This is a genomic window from Pseudomonas sp. p106 (genome assembly GCF_003936645.1).
In the GTDB taxonomy this organism is placed as follows: Bacteria; Pseudomonadota; Gammaproteobacteria; order Pseudomonadales; family Pseudomonadaceae; genus Aquipseudomonas; species Aquipseudomonas putida_E.
The window spans coordinates 63,330-81,034 of the sequence record NZ_RHQR01000007.1 but is presented as its reverse complement, the minus strand read 5'-3'; the positions used below and the strand labels follow the sequence as shown (position 1 = coordinate 81,034).

Genomic DNA, 17,705 nt, shown 5'->3' with positions numbered 1-17,705 from the left:
AGGTGACACAAAAAAGCCGGGAGCGCTCAGTGCACTCCCGGCTTTTTTGTGCGCTTCGTTCAATGATCAGGCGTCTTTACGATAAGCCAACAGGCGAAGGGCATTGAACACGACAAGGAGCGTGGAACCCTCATGAATGGCAACGGCAGCGCCGATGCTCAAGCCCATGATGGTGGAGGGAACCAGGATGGCCACGATTCCGAGGCTGACGAACAGGTTCTGGCGAATGATCGAGCGGGTGTGACGACTGAGGCCGACCGCAAAGGGAAGCTGCCGGATGTCGTCTGCCATCAGCGCGATATCGGCCGTTTCCAAGGCGACATCGGAGCCTGCCGCCCCCATTGCGATGCCTACGCTCGAATGGGCCATGGCAGGCGCATCATTCACGCCGTCGCCCACCATGGCGACTTGGGAGCTGAGGCGAAGGTTCTTGATCGCCTGTACCTTGTCGTCTGGCATCAGATCTCCCCACGCTTCGTCCAGGCCGACTTGCCTGCCCACTGCTTCGGCGACGCGGTTGTGGTCCCCGGAAATCATGATCATGCGGTCGATGCCCATTTCCCTGAGTTTCTGGAGTGCCTCTTTCGCTCCTTCTCGGGGGGTGTCCAACAAGCCGATCACCCCCAGATCCTTGTCAGCACGGCGCACCACCATGGTAGTGCGGCCCGACTGGCGCAGGCGCTCTGCTGCCTCTAGGGCGGCTTTGCTAAGGGCCGGAATGGCGTCGGCACCGAACATCTCGACTTTGCCAATCCAGACGAACTGATCATCCAGCTCAGCGCGTACGCCGCGGCCAACCAGGTTTTTCAGGTTCCTGGCCTGGTATTTGCCCCTGCTACCAATCATCTCCTCGCCGTCGCGCACGATAGCTGCGGCGAGTGGGTGGTCGCTCATAGACTCCACTGCGATAGCGACGGCCAGCAGGTCCGGAACCTGGGTACCGGCTAGCGGTATCACATCGGTGATGCGGGGACGCCCCTCGGTCAGGGTGCCGGTTTTGTCGAAGGCCATGGCATTCAAAGAACCGAGTTCTTCGAGCGGAGCACCGCCCTTGATCAGTACCCCGCCTCTGGCAGCCCTGGCGATGCCGGAAAGAATGGCGCTGGGTGTAGCAATCGCAAGCGCACACGGGCTGGCTGCGACCAAGACCGCCATGGCACGGTAGAACGAATCACGGAATGGCTCATCGATGAAAATGCCAGCACACATCAGCCCTACCACCAGAAGCAGGACCAAGGGGACGAACACCCTTTGGAAACGGTCTGTGAAGCGTTGAGTCGGCGACTTTCTGACCTCGGCTTCACTGACCATTTTGATGACCCGCGCCAGGGTGCTTTCCGTGGAGCGACGCGTTACTTCGACCTCAATCAGGGTTTCGCCATTGATGGTGCCGGCGAAGACTTTCGACACAGCATCCACGGCATCCGGCTTGCTGCGGGCAAGAGCGGCATCAGCGACTGGTTGCTTGTCCACCGGGACGCTCTCACCAGTCACGGGAGCCTGGTTGATGCTTGAAGAGCCTACGACCACAAAGCCATCGGCCGGCAAACGGTCATTGGGGCGTACGATGACAATGTCGCCAGGCACGAGGAGTTCTACAGGCAACTCCTTCGTGCCGTTTGTGCTCCGCACGATGGCGGTGGCAGGGGCGAGCTTGGAAAGTGCCTCGATGGCTTTCTTGGCTCTGCCCATCGCATAGCTTTCCAGTGAATGCCCCAGGCTGAACAGGAACAACAGCAGTGCACCTTCTGCCCAGGCGCCAATGCTCGCGGCCCCCGCTGCGGCGAGCAGCATCAGCGTGTCGATTTCGAAGCGCTTCTGGCGGATATTGCTGATCGCCTCCTTGGTGGTGAACCATCCACCGAACACGTAGGCAGATACGTACAGAACTAGCGGCAGCCTGTCGATCAGCCCGAGCTTTCCGGCCAGAACTCCGGCACCGAGCAGCGCACCACAGATCAGTGCGAAGACCAACTCGGTGTTCATGCCGAAGATGCCCCCATGCTCATGGCTGTGGCCTTCGTGCCCCGCTTGGTCGTCGGGGCGTTCAAGCAAACTTTTCATAACTCGTACCTTCTGGGGTATCGCTATTGATTAGCTGAAATCTATTTCACGGCTTGCCCGAGGGCTGATCATTAAGAGTGACGCTCTTAACAAGGCACGCAGGGGAAATAAAAAATGCCAGGCTCTGCCTGGCATTTATGAATTCATTAATTATTCTATTCAAAGCGCTCACTACTTATTGTTGATGCATTGCGAGTACATGGAGTAGCGAACCGTTTTGAGCGTACCCTGGGAGTCCTCGAAGCTCATCAACCGTGGGTAGACCTGGCAGGTGCGGGGGTCTTGAGATTGGCGCACGAATTTCGCCACATCGATTTTCATGCCGTATTTGTAATCTTGAATTTCCGGCATCGGCTTGCCATTTTTCTCGGCATACTTCGCCACAGCGGTCTGGTGGTCGTTGATATATTGCAGCTGCTTGCTTTCTGAGAAAGTGTTGGCCTGCGAAGCCATCGAGAAAACAACAAGTGCAGCAGCAATAATTAGCTTTTTCATAATAACCTCTCAAATTCAAATCTTCTCGGGCGTAACTTTAGCAACGCATAGGCATCACTGGCATGACGAGAAACTTACAATTTTGAAAGGTAAGTGCATCTGGCTCATATAAAACAAAAAAGCCCACAACGTGTGTTGTGGGCTTCTCTTTAGTGGCTATCAGCTAACCACTTCGGCCTCATCACCGTCTTCATCCTTGCGGTGTGCCCATTGATACAGGGCAGGGAGCACCAACAAAGTCAGCGCGGTGGAGGACAGGATCCCGCCAATCACCACTGTCGCCAGTGGCCGCTGAACCTCTGCACCGGTACCGGTTGCCAAGGCCATCGGGATGAAGCCCAGGGACGCCACCAGGGCTGTCATCAGCACAGGTCGCAGTCGGGTCAACGCGCCTTCGTCGACGGCCTGCCTAAGCGTTCGTCCCTCCTCTCGCAATCCGCGGATGAAGGCAATCATCACCAGGCCGTTCAGTACCGCGACGCCGGACAGTGCAATGAAGCCAACCCCAGCCGAGATCGACAGCGGGATGTCCCGCAGCCACAGCGCCACGACGCCACCGGTGAGTGCGAATGGAATACCGGTGAACACCAGCATGCCGTCTTTCAGGTTGTTGAACATCAGGAACAGCAGGGTCATGACCAGCAGCAAGGCCACCGGAACCACGATCTGCAGACGCTTGGCCGCCGATTGGAGCTGCTCGAACTGGCCACCCCAGGTGGTCCAGTAACCAGCAGGAATCTGCACCTTGGCATCCAGCGAAGCGGTTGCCTCTTGAACGAACGACCCCAGGTCGCGGCCCCGGACGTTGGCGCTGACGATCACCAGACGCTTGCCGTTCTCGCGGCTGATCTGGTTCGGACCCAGCTGCAGGTCCAGGTTAGCGACCTGCGACAGCGGGATGAAGCCGATCTGATTGGCACCTTGAGATGCATTGGCCGGTACAGGGATCAGAAGGCTGGACATACCTGCTACGTCGGTACGTACGGTCTCAGGCAGGCGCACCACCATGTCGAAGCGACGGTCGCCTTCATACAACGTGCCGGCCGTACGACCGCCGACAGCGATGGCGATCGAGTTCTGTACATCCGCGATGTTCAGGCCGTAGCGTGCGGCTTTCTCGCGGTCGATGTTGATGGTCAGCACCGGCAGGCCGGTGGTCTGTTCAACCTTGACCTCCGAAGAGCCCGGTACCGCTTTGAGCGCTGCAGCGATCTTGTTGGCCGTGTTGTTGAGCACGTCCATGTCATCGCCGAACACCTTCACTGCGACGTCACTCCGTACGCCCGAGATCAGCTCGTTGAAACGCAACTGGATGGGCTGGGACAGCTCATAGTTGCTGCCTGGGACACCGGCTGCGGCTTTCTGCACTTCAGCAATCAGCTCATCGCGAGGCTTCTTAGGGTCGGGCCACTGATCCTGAGGCTTGAGCATGATGTAGGCGTCGGAGGCGTTAGGCGGCATCGGGTCGGATGCGATTTCGGCTGTACCCGAGCGCGCAAACATCCGCTCTACTTCCGGGACCTGCTCAATCACAGCCTTTTCAAGGCGTTGCTGCATTTCTACGGATTGGGTCAGGCTCGTACCTGGCACGCGCATGGCCTGCATCGCAAAGTCACCTTCACTGAGGCTTGGAATGAACTCGCTACCCATACGACTTGCAAGCACACCACTGAGCACGACCAGGACTACAGCGGCCGAGAACGCGATGTTCCGATGCCCAAGGACCCACTTCAAAATCGGCTCATAACGCAGCCGCGCAGTGCGCATCACCACGCCTTCCTCTTCCTTGACCTTGCCAGTGACGAACATGGCGATGGCTGCCGGAACGAAGGTGACGGAGAGGATCATTGCACCCAGCAGCGCCATCACAACGGTGAAGGCCATGGGGTGGAACATTTTGCCCTCGACGCCGGTCAGGGCGAAGATCGGCAGGTACACCACCATGATGATCAACTGACCGAAGATCAGTGGCCGGCGAGCTTCACCCGCAGCAGCGAAGACCTCATGGAAGCGCTCAGCTTTGGTGAGCATACGGCCATGCTTGTGTTGCGCATGAGCCAGTCGACGGATCGCGTTTTCTACAATTACCACGGCACCGTCGACGATGATTCCGAAGTCGAGTGCGCCTAAGCTCATTAGGTTGGCGCTGACCTTGTTGTTGAACATACCGGTGAAGGTGAACAGCATGGACAACGGGATCACCATCGCGGTGATGAGTGCAGCACGGATGTTACCGAGGAACAGGAACAAAATGGCGATTACTAGAATCGCGCCTTCCACCAAGTTCTTCTTCACAGTTGCAATAGCTTTTTCAACCAGGTTGGTGCGGTCGTAGACCGTCACGGCAACCACACCTTCTGGAAGGGTACGGTTGATGTCAGCCAGTTTGGCGGCAACAGCCTGAGACACGGTACGGCTATTTTCACCGATCAGCATGAACACGGTGCCGAGTACGACTTCGCGACCGTTCTCGGTGGCAGCCCCCGTCCGGAGCTCTTTGCCAATGCTAACGTCAGCGACGTTGCTGATTCGAATCGGTGCGCCATCGACACTGGTGATCACAATGTTGGCGATGTCTTCGATGTTACCGACCTGCCCTGGCGCACGGATGAGGAGCTGCTCACCATTACGCTCGATGTAACCGGCGCCGACGTTGGCGTTGTTGCTTTCCAACGCTGCGACCAGATCATTGAGGGTCAGTTTGTATGTAGCTAGGCGCTTCGGATCCGGCGCGACCAGGAACTGCTTGGCGTAACCACCGATGGTGTTGATCTCGGCCACACCTGGGACGTTCCGCAGCTGCGGCTTGATGATCCAGTCCTGGATCACACGCAGGTCGGTTGGGGTGTACGGTGTACCGTCTTCCTTGACCGCACCATCCTCAGCTTCAACGGTCCACAAGAAAATTTCACCAAGCCCAGTGGATACCGGACCCATGACAGCCTCAACGCCCTCTGGCAACTGCTCCTTCGCAACTTGCAGCCGCTCGTTGATCAACTGGCGGGCAAAGAAGATGTCAGTGCCATCCTTGAAGATCACGGTGACCTGAGACAGGCCAGAGCGAGACAAGGAACGGGTCTGTTGAAGGCCCGGGAGACCGGCCATGGCCGTTTCAACTGGAAACGTGATCCGCTGTTCAGTTTCCAATGGCGAATAGCCAGGCGCAGCAGCGTTGATCTGCACCTGGACGTTAGTGATGTCGGGTACCGCATCGATGGGCAGCTTCTGATAGCTGTAGATACCGATGCCGGCCATGATCAGAACAGCGATCATTACAACGATGCGCTGCTCAATGGCGAATCTGATGATACGTTCAAACATGAGAAATCATCCTGTCAGTTCGCATCAGTGACCGTGTTCGGCAGACGCTTTGCCGAGCTCAGACTTGAGTGTAAAGCTGCCACTGGCTGCTACTTGGGCGCCGGCTTGGATGCCGTCGATGATTTCCACGTATCCATTGTCACGGCGGCCCGTTTTTACCGGCCGAGTGTCAAAGCCTTCCCTGGTGCGCACAAATACCGAGGGTTTGTCTTCAACGGTCTGCACGGCGCCTTCAGGAACGGCCACAGCCACTCGATCGGTCTGAGAAGTGACGGCGATGTTCACGAACAGACCTGGACGCCAGGCGCCGTCAGGGTTGGTCAAGGTAACGCGAACGGTCGCTGCACGGTTTTGCTCACCCAGCAGGCTGCCTACATAACCCACCTTGCCGTCGACCTCGACGTTCATGTCGGGCGATGAAACTTTTACCGCACGGCCCGTCACCACCTTGCCCAGTTCAGTGGGAGGGACAGCGAAGGTGGCCCACACCTGATTCAGGTCGGACAAGATGAAAGCGTTAGTCGCCTCGCTGACGACTTCACCCATGGTCAGGTGCTTCTCTACCACCACGGCGTCAAAGGGTGCCCGAAGCTCGTAACGATTGCCGCCTACGGAATTGACCGAAGCGCCGATGGCACCGACCTTCTGCTTGGCATTGGCCAGAGATATCTCTGCTTCTTGCAGCGCTTGGCGTGCCTGCAGGTAATCCTGCTCGGCGGAGATCTTGTCCTGCCACAGTTGCTTCTCACGGTCGAAGGTAACGCGGGCCAGCTCTACGCGTCGCTGTGCGGCTTGTTGTTCGCTGCGCAGGTCAGAAATCTGTTGGCTGGCAATCACTGCGAGGACTTGGCCTTTCTTAACGGCTTCGCCCAAGTCGGCCTGGACACTTTCAACAACGCCAGGGACCCGAGGGACAACATGTGCAGTCCGGTCTTCGTCGAAACGAATCTCCCCCGGGAAAGTCACAACGGTGCCGAGGTCACGGGGGGCCGCAGACTCCAGGACTACCCCAGCTGCCTTGATCTGTTCAGCGCTCAGGGTCAGCTTGCCCTCTTCCTCACCACCCTCTTCGCTATGGCCTTCTGCACCATGACCCTCATCACCCTCCTCTTTGGCGGCTGATGCGGTCGTCTTCTCATCGCCATGGCCATCGTTAGCGCCGTGCTCGACGGTACTGGCGGCCTGCTCTCCGGAACTGTTGTTCCAGGCAAGGCTGCCAAATCCAAGGGCTGCCACAGCGGCGACCGCGAGGGCGATCTTGCGTTTGTTATCCATTGCTACTCCTGCTGATCATAGGCACCGACGTGTTATGCCGAGCGCCGAAGAAAATTTCTGGCCCGTTCAACGAACGCCGGCAGTCGAACCGACATCGCCATAAACCCTTTCCACCTGCGCACGCGCATTGGTCGCTGTTGCCAACGAATCGAGGTATTGGCCACGAGCGACGATCAAGGTGCGCTGGGCATCCAGCACTTCGATGAAGCCGAATTTGCCCATCTCGAAACCGCGAGTTGCGGTCTCCACAGCCTGCTGTGCGGACGGCAGAATGGTCTTGTCGTAGGACTCGACCTCCTGCATGGCGGTCGCCCACTGGTTTACTGCGGTTTGGGTTTCGCTACGCAGCCTCAGCTCAACTGCGTTGCGCTGGTCTCGGGCTTGATCTGCGCGTCGAGAAGCGGAAAGAATGTTGCCCTGATTACGATCAAACAGCGGCAATGGCATGGACAGTCCTACAGTGTTGACCCGTTCACGTACGGAGCGGTCGTACTGGCTACCCACGCTTACAGTGAGGTCTGGGATTCGCTGAGCTTTCTCTGAGCCGAGGGACGCATCGCTTTTGTCGATCTGCACCACGGCCTGACGCATTTCCGCAGTTTGATCGAGCCTCGACAACAGCTCTTCAGCGTCCGGAGGCAAACCTGGGGAGAGGGTCGGCGAATCCAGGCGATCGAATACTGTGACCGAGCTCCCCGTAATTTGAGCTAGCTGCTGGTAAGCGGTCGCTTTCTCCGTTTCGGCGCGTCTGACCTGCAGCTTGGCTTCGGCCAACTGTACTTGAGCACGAGTAGCCTCTACTGGGGAGGATTTACCTGCGCGAACGCGGCCGTCGACAATGCGCAGACCACGCTCAGTCAGCTCCAGAGATTGCTTGGCTAGATCTAGGCCAGTCTGCGCTCGCAATGCTGCGTAGAAGGCTTGAACGACCTCGGCGCGCAGAGCGTTCACTCGACGGTCCAACTCCAGCTGTGCAGCAGTCTGGCCATAGGTGGCGACGTCAACACGTGCGCCCCGCTTTCCGCCCAGCTCCAGGGTCTGGCTGAGCGTCACAGTTGTCTGGCTAGTGCTGCGACGGGTGTCTTCTACGTCGTACGAGATTGTTGGGTTGGGGATAAGCCCTGCCTGCTTGCGTGCCCCATCTGCGATCCCAATCTCCTGACGGGCGGCGGCCATGTCAGGGTTGGCATCCATCGCCGTCGAAAGCGCTTGAGGCAAGCTGATGCTTTGGGCAAATGCAGCAGGTGCCATCAGCCCGGAGATGACCGCACAGAGTGCGGCTATCTTCCAGGGTGAGATTGAGGTCTTAGGAAAGACATTGCGGATATACCGGGGCACTTTAATGGTCCTCGTGCACAAACTTCGATAAAGCTTGGCGAGAACGCCGAAACAGCTGCCAAGCCCCACTGGATTAGGTGATGGCACTCTAAAGAGCGGTAGCTATCAGAGGGGTGGCTAGAAAATTACAATTTCGTAAGAAAAGTGGGTAATGCCCGTAAACACTGAGAAATTCAGTCGAACCCAGGATTTGATTACAACCGAGAGAGATGGCTAACACACGGTGCTAGGCACCCGGATAACCTGTAGATGACGAAATTGTAATTATCCTATCACCCTCCCGTTATCTTCGGCCTGCAAATATGAGCTCGGCGCTCTTCATAGGCGCGCCGCCGGGTCAGAACATATAAAGACACCCGCGTCGGTACACATAATAAAAACTGCCGTAAATCAAAGGAGCATCAGATGAAAATCAAAGTACCACTGTATTTGGCGGCAGTTTCTGCGCTGTCTGGAAGCTATGCAATTTCTGCTCAAGCTGAAGACAAACCAGAAGGTTTCATTGAGGGCAGCAGCCTTACAGTGCTCAACCGCAACTTCTACTTCAATCGTGATAATCGCGACAGTTCGGCTCCCACTTACAACAGTGGTAAGGGCAACACCAACGGCTACTCCGAAGCCTGGGCGCACGCGCTCATTTCCAAATTCAACTCTGGTTTTACCCAGGGTACCGTCGGTTTTGGTGTTGATGCCTTTGCAATGATCGGCCTCAAGCTTGATACCGGCGACGGTCGCAACGGCGGCCGTAGCTCCTTCGACGTGCTGCCCGTTGATAACAAGGGTGAGGCGCGTGATGAATACACCAAGGTTGGCGGAGCGGCCAAAATCCGCTTGTTCGATACCGTGGTGAAAGTGGGTGATGTATTCCCATCGACGCCGGTCGTCGCAGCGGGCGACTCGCGCCTCCTGCCAGAAAGCTTCCGCGGCGTGACCGTTGAGAACAGCAGCATCCAGGGCCTCACCCTGCAAGGTGGTCGACTGCATGCAATGAGCCAACCGGTTTCCAGTAACCTGAACGACAATTTCGTTACCTTCTATGGCGGCCCGGTCAACTCGCCTTGGATCGGCTACGGCGGCGGTGACTACTCGATCAACGACAATTGGACCGTGAGTGTCTACGGCAGCCAGTTGAAAGATGTCTGGAACCAGTACTACGCCGGTACCAGCTTCGCCTACCCACTGAGCGATGACCTCGCGCTGATTGGTGGGTTCAACTACTACAAAGCCGTGGATGAAGGTAAACGCCGACTGGGCGAGTTCGACAACAATATCTGGAGTGCCAAGGTCGGTGTTCGCTACGGCGCCCACACCTTGGCCCTGTCACACCAGCGCAACAATGGCGATGACGATTTTGATTACCTGCGTCAGTCGGACTCAATCTTCGTAGACAACTCGATCCAGTACAGCGACTTCAACTCGCCGAAAGAACGCTCCTGGATGATGCGTTATGACCTTAACTTCACCAGCTACGGTATTCCTGGTCTGACGTTCATGACCCGCTACGCAAGGGGTTCGGGCGCAGACTACTCGAACGCCAACCAGTTCTACATGCGTACCGACGACAACGGCAATCCGCTCACCGATCAAAAACGTTGGGAGCGTGACGTCGAGGTGAAATATGTCGTTCAAACCGGCCCGGCTAAAGACTTGTCCTTCCGGTTGCGCCAAGCTACCACGCGTGCCACTGCTTTCGAATCGGACCTTGATGAAACTCGCGTGATCATTGAATACCCGCTTTCTATTCTGTAATTCTCTGATCGGATCAGTTTTCCATGAACTGGCCCCTCAGAAAAACGTGCATTACGCATTCACCTTGAGTGGCTTAAGTGCTCCTTTGGTAAAAGGTGAATATTTGGCGCCCTTTGGGCGCCTTTTTTTATCTAAAATTCGAGCAGTTGTTCGAGTTCATGCATCGCATGTCGATGCAGCTCATGGCTACACCAATGTCCAGCCTCCTCAATGAGGGGAACTTCGCCGTCATCTGAACGGAATGAAACCAGAACAAAGAATAGAATAACCCAGTACTTCATAAGGTCAAATCACCTATTGGAGAGAGGGCTCGCATCTGTCAAACCCAAACCGCGACAAGATATAACGCCAGACTATCAAATATATTACCTAGAAATTACAAATCCGTAATTTAGCCCCCAGACAACTCTTTTTGATTTACCATTCATTTCAATAACGCCGGCGCGCGTGCGCGGTTAATTGCTCAGTGATGTCGAGACAAAATCCCATGCGAATTCTGGTAATTGAGGATGAAGTAAAAACTGCGGAGTATGTGCGTCAAGGCCTTACTGAATGCGGTTATGTTGTAGATTGCGTCCATACCGGTTCAGATGGATTATTCCTGGCCAAGCAGCACGAATATGAGTTGATCATCCTTGATATCAATCTGCCGGAGATGGATGGGTGGCAGGTGCTTGAACTGTTGCGACGTAAAAACTGCCCTTCTCGTATCATGATGCTGACGGCTAGAAGTCGCCTAGCAGATAAGGTTCGGGGCCTGGAGAACGGTGCAGATGACTACCTAATCAAGCCATTTGAGTTCCCAGAACTGCTGGCCCGGGTCCGCGCCTTGATGCGCAGGTCTGACCACCCTGCATCCGTCGAGATAATTCGTGTAGCTGACCTCGAACTCGACCAGAGCCGTCACAGAGCCTTCAGGGATGGCCAGCGCATCGATTTGACTACAAAAGAGTTTGCACTGTTGCACTACCTGATGCGCAACACGGGGGTGGTACTGAGCCGTACGCAGATCATCTCACAGGTTTGGGACATGAACTTTGACTGCGATACAAACGTTGTAGAGGTGTCGATTCGAAGGCTCAGAGCCAAGATCGATGATCCTTTCGAGACGAAGCTTATCCACACGCTCCGAGGCGTGGGCTATGTTCTTGAGAAGCGGTAAGCGACCAACCGCCTAGCCTTGGAAACAGCTCGACTGATTATCCAGCGCCTACTACATTGACAGTTAAATTTTAATTCCAACAGCACTTATCTTCGCAATAAGCATGTCAAACCAACAAGCACCACCCATTGACCCGGAGTCAAGGAGACCAGACCACGAGAAATTTAGTGATACGCAATCCACTCAGAGTACTGATAGGACGGTCGTGGCGGAACGGGGCAACGAAAGCCAACAATCCAGCCATTAATCGCAAAAATCGCTCTGGGTTGCCGATTGGAAAACTACCAATCAGACAGTGGAATCTAGAGATCCACCACATAAAACGCAATTCCCACCAGTACGATCTAGCTCTCCGGGGCCAACAGGTTTTACCATCAAGATACTAATATCAATCGAGTGACTTAGCATTGCCTCGATAAGGTCAATGTATTGAACTCGAATCGCTTCATACATAGTCCGCACCATAACAACTTCACGCTGAAGCTTATGATTCTTTTCTTGAAGATTCCTGTATTTAGCATCGCCATCATGATTAATCTTTGAAACTAGACAAGACCGCAAGCAAGCGTCAATTTCAGATTGATATTTCCTGATTGTCTCTCTAGAAACTCCTGCGTATTTAGAAAATTCTTTTTGGCTATAAACATATCCTCCAATTTCTTTTTGGCGAACACTTATCAATTCCAAAATCTTAGAATTGAGATACCCCTTTAGACGCTCACCTCTGAGCTGCATAAGCCCCCCGATATATTAATTCTTTTTAAAAATCTCATTCAACAGAAAATCAGCCGACAGTTCAATATTTTTGAAATGTTGGTATTGCGGACTCAACTCCCCTCCAGCAGTTAAGATATGATTCTTTATTAAGTTAGCGTCTCGGCTCAATCTTTCAATTTCCAGACGCTGCGCATCATCTTGAACGTTCACTATTAAATCCTCGCAAGGCTTGCCATTTGTCCCCTTCGCCAAACATGACAGACTGTGCTGGCATGGTTTCAACGCAAGGTTGTGAGCGCACGCTCCATGTGGCATTGGATTAACCACACGAATGGCTGCTGAAAGATATTCCTCTGCGGCTTGACGATTTTCAATTCTAAGTTTATTGAAAGTTGTTTGAATAACCCCCACAGCTCTATCTTGCCTAACACTTTCAATCATATCCTGCAGAATCAATGATCTGCTTAAAGCTGGTGTATGATCATAAACCTGAGCCTGCGTGAGGTCTGAACGTCCTAGGATCAGGTTCACCTGAACATCAGATAAACCTCCCTGCTTATAGACAGTATTGAGCCAATGCCTAATATCATGCCAGTAAAACTCAGCCACTTCACCGGTACGAGGATCGAGGACATTAAATTTCTTAAATAATGACTCTTCAGTTCTTGATGTACCATCAAGCCACCCTTGAAACATACCAACCGAAACCTTCCTAAATTCCCTATCACTCTTAGCATTAGAAAATGTCAACAAATTCCGCGGGATAATGAATAATGAATTTTCCGGCTCTAGAATTGCCACACCATTCTTTTGGATCGTAGGCAGAATTTTTCGAGCAAAGTTTAATTCGAACTCAAAATCAGGCTGAAATGGAAAAGTTTTATTCTCAAGCTGACACAACAAAGCCTCATCAAGGATATCGTCAACAATCTCACGCATCCATGATGGATTGAAGGTAACTTCACAAAATGCCTCAAGACGCTGCAACGATATAGCATGAGGGTGGCGCCTCAACCTGCTTCGCCACTTATATACATTTGAAGTCAAAGGCAAATATTCATTCCAAGCTTTCTCATACATAAATATCTTAGAATTCATAGCTTTCTGACATTGAAGCAACTTGACAACTGTTCGTGTAGAGGCACCCAGAAATGCCGCGACCTCAGACACACGCCCGAGGCGTCCAACCAACTGAATTACATCTACAAATTGCCCTGTAGATTGATAATAAACCCCTCGCGGCGTATACAAATCGAATTCGCTCACCCATTTCGCGACAAACTTACGCGCATAATATTTCAAACTAATAGGCGTTTTTTTTACTTCCTTCCAATTCACCCCTGGATTCAATCTCATTTTCTTAACAATACGACGCCCTTCCGCAGTATGTTCAGTGATAAATTCTACCGCTGCGCGTACTGCTGGGTATAAATCTTGCGGAAATGGTCGGAAGTACAATCGCCCTCCCTTTTCGGGAAATATTTTTATAACCCATTTCCCCTCTTGCTGTATCAAGCAATCTACAGGAAGACATGCCAGCTCATTGATTCTACCGCCCACAGCTGCGTTAATCACTAGCGCACTAATATAAAATCTATCCCGAAAAGAAAGTTCTGGATGAGTGGCCAATCCGAATAAATCTCTAATCACCTCTGTAGGTAGGAACTTTCGCTCTCTTCCCTCTTCACTTCCATGCCGGCCATACTTACATCTGCCTTTTGGAGCATCATAGATTACCCTTAAACCAATTCGCTTCTGCATCCATTTAGCAAAGCCCTGAAGTGTTGTTAAAGTTGAAATCTTCCCGGTCACCCCGCGCTCTGCGTAGGTCCTTTCAACCGCTTTAAAATCCAATAGATTCAATCGTGAGATTTCTTTACTACCCATTTCCAAATCAAGCCTAACTAATGCCTCGATGGAGGCGAATGCACCATCAGCGGTTACACCCGCTTGGACTCGCTTTGCTGCTATATACACTTTAGCAACTAATCTAAGCTCGTCATTTCTAATACGGCAAAATCTCAAATTGTATTGCGACAGATTTCCAGGGCGTTCAACCCAGTCGAGAATATTCCATTCATCACAAAAAAAATCGACTGAAGGCTTTAACCCCTCAACAAGTGATGCTGCCAAATTTATCAAAGGCTCTGGGAGGCCATGACCACGCAACTTTGAGTGAATATCCATCTTCGTCATTCCCCACTATTGATCCTAGCCATAACATCGTTAACCGCTTGGTATACGCGCTCCAGCTCTTTCAGTATCTTACTCCTTTCCTTTCCACCCTCAGCTCTACCCCATCTTTCTAATTCAGACTCTAGGTAATCTAAAGATTTTTTATGGTCTGCGTTGCGCCAGGCAATGAAATACCTACAACCATTGTAACAATTAAAAAATGGATGATGCCCACAAGATCCGGACTTGCCACATTCCCCTACTATAGCTGGCTGATTTACGACCGGTATCAATATAGGCATCCCCGAACTCTTATGCCCAAGCTGACCGGCGAAAAATAAACCATTTAACTCTGAGAATATCCCACCTAATTTTCTGTTTGCTCGCTCCAACAACGGGCAAAACTCAGAAGCCAAACAGTCAATGTAAGCATCAGCTGCATGCACGGAGTCATGCTCAAGTACATATTGTATCTCGTCCCTAGACGCGCCTTGGGCGGCCATCTGTGTAGCTCCGCTATGTCGGATTCTATAGGGTGTCAAGATTAGAGGCCTATTCGTACGCGGACTGATCAGCTTTAATCTGCTACACCAGCCAGTTATCGCCCGTCCAAAATTTGATGATTCTCCCTCCCTTGAACTCACTAACAACCTCCCAGTCCTTTCCTGTAACGCCTTAACCTTAGGAGATGAGGAGTACTCGAGAATGGCATTAGCAAGTTGAGTAGTTATGGGCCAAAGCTCTGACGCCTGTCCTGTTTGATATTTTGCCTTAGGCATTCTAAGGAAATATTGGCCCCCTTCTGCCATCGAATCGGGTACCCACAATGCATCACGGAACATTTCATGCAACTGGATAGGTCTCTTTAATGTTTCGAACGAGATCCAAGTAAACAGCCTTGAGGTGAAATCCGCCGTGGATTCCCCCTCTGCAGAAATGATCATTGCTTTTCGAACCACTTCAATTTCGGAGCTTGTTAGCGCCCCGCGCGTCTCGTGCCATTCCAGTATCCTTAAAGTTGGGTGAGGCTTTTTAAGCCTTATAGCCTCTAACTCCAATGCATGAATCTCGTCCGCACCTGCCAACCCCTGAAAAGCAGCGTAAATGTAGAACCTTCGAAACTCGGTCGCCTCCGCATGGGATGATGTCATAACGCTCAACAATTTCCCGAGAGACATATCTGAAAAGTCCTTCCATGAAGGTTGCCAGTGCCTTTCCAAGCAAGAGATCCCCGCGTGCACTGAGCTCAGGATTCTAGGGCAAACCGACTCAAGCTTGTGCACTAGGTACTTTTTGACCACCTCAATAATTACTACTGGGAGCTGGTATCTGCTTAGATCAATAGAATATCTAGCCCTTCTCCACACCGCTTCAACATAATCTGTCGTCACATCAATGAAAAATGGACTACTCGGATCAGCATTACATCTTACATATAGCCGCCCGACTTCATCTTCAAATTCACCAGAATCATTGACTTCAATACCCATTGCTTACCCCTCAAAATTTAACCTCATCAACTCCCTTCTTGCCTTATCCCGAATCGCGCGCCGAGCATAACCTTTTAATGAGTCAGGACTACTCCATCCTCCCATGTAAACTACGTGATCTATTTCCGTAGAATTGTTCTCTAGCAAACTTGCAGCTTCGTAAAGCCTATTGAACACAGCGTGGCGTACGAGATGCCAATGAAAAGCTTTGACACACTCATTGCTAATCATGCAAGCGACTTTATTTGCCGCTGAACAGGATAGTGGATTACCCAGCGAGGCGTTACCGTGAGAGATCAACAGGAATTCGTGGTCTAGATAAGCTGTAAACCCTCCTTTTATTTTTCTTTTAACTCTATATGTATCTACATACTCCTCAATGGCTCTAATCATCCCCTCATCACCAGGACTAAAATAAAGCCGCCTACCAAAAGTTTTAACAAGTGGATTATTGGGAGCTCGCGGATCAGAATAATCTGCCCCTCTATCCTCTATGCGGATAATTTCCAAAAAAGGATATAAACCAGTCAGATCAATATCCACTAGGCGTAATGCTAACAACTCGCCTAGCCTTAATCCAAACCTTCTAACTAAGCGCCACATGATGTAGTTTCTTAGATTCAAGCCGCGAGTCACGTTCGCACTTGAAAGCTGCCCTACTAAAAACCCCTCTATTTTTTTCAATTCATCGTCCGTCAGGTCATGCGCGATTAGCTCTTTTCTGCCGCTCACCATTACACTAGACCAAACTTTCTTATGGCTTTCAATTAAACGAATATAGCTAACATTGACGTCAATACCGGTAGCAAACAAAGGTGTATAGTTCTCAACAAACCAAATTGAGAAAGTGCTGCAGCTTTGTAAGATCTTACAAACATATTTGTTTATCTGGGTCCCATCAACCGGCGGCGATATAATCTTCTCAAGCCAATTGGCAAATTTTCTTACACATCTAAAATCTAGTCCTTTCCCCTCAAGCAGCATGCGCTCGATATCGAGCCCAGTTATGTTTCCCCATGTGAATAAAAAGGCAACGTGGTAGAGCACTGTACGAATACTCGCCTTATAGCGACGATTACCCATTGAATACGCTACTTCGTACAGACTAGCGCTAAGACAAGGTACAAACGTTTCTACTGCCACCAACTGGTACCTAGCTACGTGTTGATGTGAAAACTTAAGAACCTTGTACTCTAACCCTACAGTCCTAACTGATTTAGTTCTTCTAGTTAGTCCAGGCATGAGACATCTCCTTCAGCATCAGTTGCAGAAGTTGTCTTCGAATGAATTTTATCAGCCTGCGACCAAAGCGACTTTAATAAGCCATCCCCAATCGAGTAGTTTGATCTTAACTTAAGACAGCTAGTTGACTTATAATCAACTAGCACGGACAGCAATTGATAACCGGTGAGAATTTCAAACAAAAAACGTATAAATATATTTTTGCCGCCCATATATCCGCACCTTGACATTAGTTTATGTCTTAAAGGTACAGATGCTGGGCCGCGGATAACTCCGTCGTCTGCCAACTATCTAACAACCTACGGTGCTACATTGGCACATTTTTAACGTAAACCAGTTGACTGGACTAATCAAGACCTTACGTCGCAGGTCTGACGGGACGCGGGGCTGCGGAGCTCTCATCCCCCCGCTATCTAGGCACTTTGAGGTCAGATAAATCATGGATAAGGCCGAAGCAGATCGTCACGACAAGATGCTCGAACTGGCCGAGCGCCTGGCCGAGGTGCTGCACAAGGCGGTGCCGTCGCTGACCGAGCAGCAGGTCGAGGAAGCCGGCATTTACATGGCGAAGAACCGCGACGTGTTCGCGCGGGCATTCAAGAGCCAGCCGGACGCGTTGGGTGAGTTGTTGCAAGGTGACGCTGCAGAATGATGTCGACGGCCGGGCCGCCGTGCGG

At 52.1% G+C, this 17,705-nt stretch carries 12 protein-coding genes; 3 read left to right on the top strand and 9 right to left on the bottom strand.

The annotated features are described in order from the left end of the window. Nucleotides 1-66: 66 nt before the first annotated feature. The 5 genes from EGJ09_RS11025 to EGJ09_RS11005 all read right to left on the bottom strand — a co-directional run bounded on the left by EGJ09_RS11025 (nucleotide 67) and on the right by EGJ09_RS11005 (nucleotide 8,493). On the bottom strand, nucleotides 67-2,064 hold the full coding sequence (locus tag EGJ09_RS11025) for a heavy metal translocating P-type ATPase (RefSeq protein WP_034137072.1): 1,998 nt from the start codon (nucleotides 2,062-2,064) through the stop codon (nucleotides 67-69). Nucleotides 2,065-2,235: 171 nt separating this feature from the next. Then, nucleotides 2,236-2,559, bottom strand: coding sequence for a DUF2790 domain-containing protein (locus EGJ09_RS11020; RefSeq protein WP_034137071.1), 324 nt, complete (start codon nucleotides 2,557-2,559; stop codon nucleotides 2,236-2,238). A gap of 159 nt (nucleotides 2,560-2,718) precedes the next feature. After that, nucleotides 2,719-5,880 carry a CusA/CzcA family heavy metal efflux RND transporter gene (locus EGJ09_RS11015; RefSeq protein WP_034137070.1) on the bottom strand — a complete coding sequence of 1,054 codons (3,162 nt, stop codon included), beginning with the start codon at nucleotides 5,878-5,880 and terminating at the stop codon, nucleotides 2,719-2,721. Nucleotides 5,881-5,904: 24 nt separating this feature from the next. Continuing rightward, entirely contained in the window at nucleotides 5,905-7,155 is a 1,251-nt protein-coding gene (locus EGJ09_RS11010) for an efflux RND transporter periplasmic adaptor subunit (RefSeq protein WP_034137069.1), read from the bottom strand. Between the two features lie 66 nt (nucleotides 7,156-7,221). Continuing rightward, nucleotides 7,222-8,493: a TolC family protein gene (locus EGJ09_RS11005; RefSeq protein ID WP_139273552.1), complete on the bottom strand. Its 1,272-nt coding sequence runs from the start codon at nucleotides 8,491-8,493 to the stop codon at nucleotides 7,222-7,224. A 405-nt stretch (nucleotides 8,494-8,898) separates the two neighbouring features. Here EGJ09_RS11005 and EGJ09_RS11000 point away from each other — a divergent pair, with 405 nt between their 5' ends. Next, nucleotides 8,899-10,242, top strand: a complete 1,344-nt coding sequence (locus tag EGJ09_RS11000; protein WP_034137067.1) for an OprD family porin — start codon at nucleotides 8,899-8,901, stop codon at nucleotides 10,240-10,242. Between the two features lie 487 nt (nucleotides 10,243-10,729). Beyond that, entirely contained in the window at nucleotides 10,730-11,404 is a 675-nt protein-coding gene (locus EGJ09_RS10995) for a heavy metal response regulator transcription factor (RefSeq protein ID WP_034137066.1), read from the top strand. A gap of 288 nt (nucleotides 11,405-11,692) precedes the next feature. Here the strand turns inward: EGJ09_RS10995 and EGJ09_RS10990 are convergent, their stop codons facing one another. The 4 genes from EGJ09_RS10990 to EGJ09_RS10975 are packed head-to-tail and all read right to left on the bottom strand — an operon-like array spanning nucleotide 11,693 to nucleotide 17,028. Further along, nucleotides 11,693-12,139: a hypothetical protein gene (locus tag EGJ09_RS10990; protein WP_125923840.1), complete on the bottom strand. Its 447-nt coding sequence runs from the start codon at nucleotides 12,137-12,139 to the stop codon at nucleotides 11,693-11,695. A 15-nt stretch (nucleotides 12,140-12,154) separates the two neighbouring features. Then, nucleotides 12,155-14,317: a hypothetical protein gene (locus EGJ09_RS10985; RefSeq protein WP_115147434.1), complete on the bottom strand. Its 2,163-nt coding sequence runs from the start codon at nucleotides 14,315-14,317 to the stop codon at nucleotides 12,155-12,157. Beyond that, nucleotides 14,314-15,786, bottom strand: coding sequence for a site-specific integrase (locus EGJ09_RS10980; RefSeq protein ID WP_080761392.1), 1,473 nt, complete (start codon nucleotides 15,784-15,786; stop codon nucleotides 14,314-14,316). The genes EGJ09_RS10985 and EGJ09_RS10980 overlap by 4 nt, the downstream gene beginning before the upstream one ends. Before the next feature lie 3 nt (nucleotides 15,787-15,789). Beyond that, entirely contained in the window at nucleotides 15,790-17,028 is a 1,239-nt protein-coding gene (locus EGJ09_RS10975; RefSeq protein WP_069553525.1) for a site-specific integrase, read from the bottom strand. Nucleotides 17,029-17,467: 439 nt separating this feature from the next. On the opposite strand from EGJ09_RS10975, the gene EGJ09_RS10970 reads away from it, so the two are divergent. Continuing rightward, nucleotides 17,468-17,680, top strand: a complete 213-nt coding sequence (locus EGJ09_RS10970; protein ID WP_125923839.1) for a YebG family protein — start codon at nucleotides 17,468-17,470, stop codon at nucleotides 17,678-17,680. Nucleotides 17,681-17,705: the final 25 nt, after the last annotated feature.

Coding starts and splice junctions, on each gene's coding strand:
- EGJ09_RS11025 (WP_034137072.1), bottom strand. CDS start 2,064: ATGAAAAGTTTGCTTGAACGCCCCGACGACCAAGCGGGGCACGAAGGC.
- EGJ09_RS11020 (WP_034137071.1), bottom strand. CDS start 2,559: ATGAAAAAGCTAATTATTGCTGCTGCACTTGTTGTTTTCTCGATGGCT.
- EGJ09_RS11015 (WP_034137070.1), bottom strand. CDS start 5,880: ATGTTTGAACGTATCATCAGATTCGCCATTGAGCAGCGCATCGTTGTA.
- EGJ09_RS11010 (WP_034137069.1), bottom strand. CDS start 7,155: ATGGATAACAAACGCAAGATCGCCCTCGCGGTCGCCGCTGTGGCAGCC.
- EGJ09_RS11000 (WP_034137067.1), top strand. CDS start 8,899: ATGAAAATCAAAGTACCACTGTATTTGGCGGCAGTTTCTGCGCTGTCT.
- EGJ09_RS10995 (WP_034137066.1), top strand. CDS start 10,730: ATGCGAATTCTGGTAATTGAGGATGAAGTAAAAACTGCGGAGTATGTG.
- EGJ09_RS10990 (WP_125923840.1), bottom strand. CDS start 12,139: ATGCAGCTCAGAGGTGAGCGTCTAAAGGGGTATCTCAATTCTAAGATT.
- EGJ09_RS10985 (WP_115147434.1), bottom strand. CDS start 14,317: ATGACGAAGATGGATATTCACTCAAAGTTGCGTGGTCATGGCCTCCCA.
- EGJ09_RS10980 (WP_080761392.1), bottom strand. CDS start 15,786: ATGGGTATTGAAGTCAATGATTCTGGTGAATTTGAAGATGAAGTCGGG.
- EGJ09_RS10975 (WP_069553525.1), bottom strand. CDS start 17,028: ATGCCTGGACTAACTAGAAGAACTAAATCAGTTAGGACTGTAGGGTTA.
- EGJ09_RS10970 (WP_125923839.1), top strand. CDS start 17,468: ATGGATAAGGCCGAAGCAGATCGTCACGACAAGATGCTCGAACTGGCC.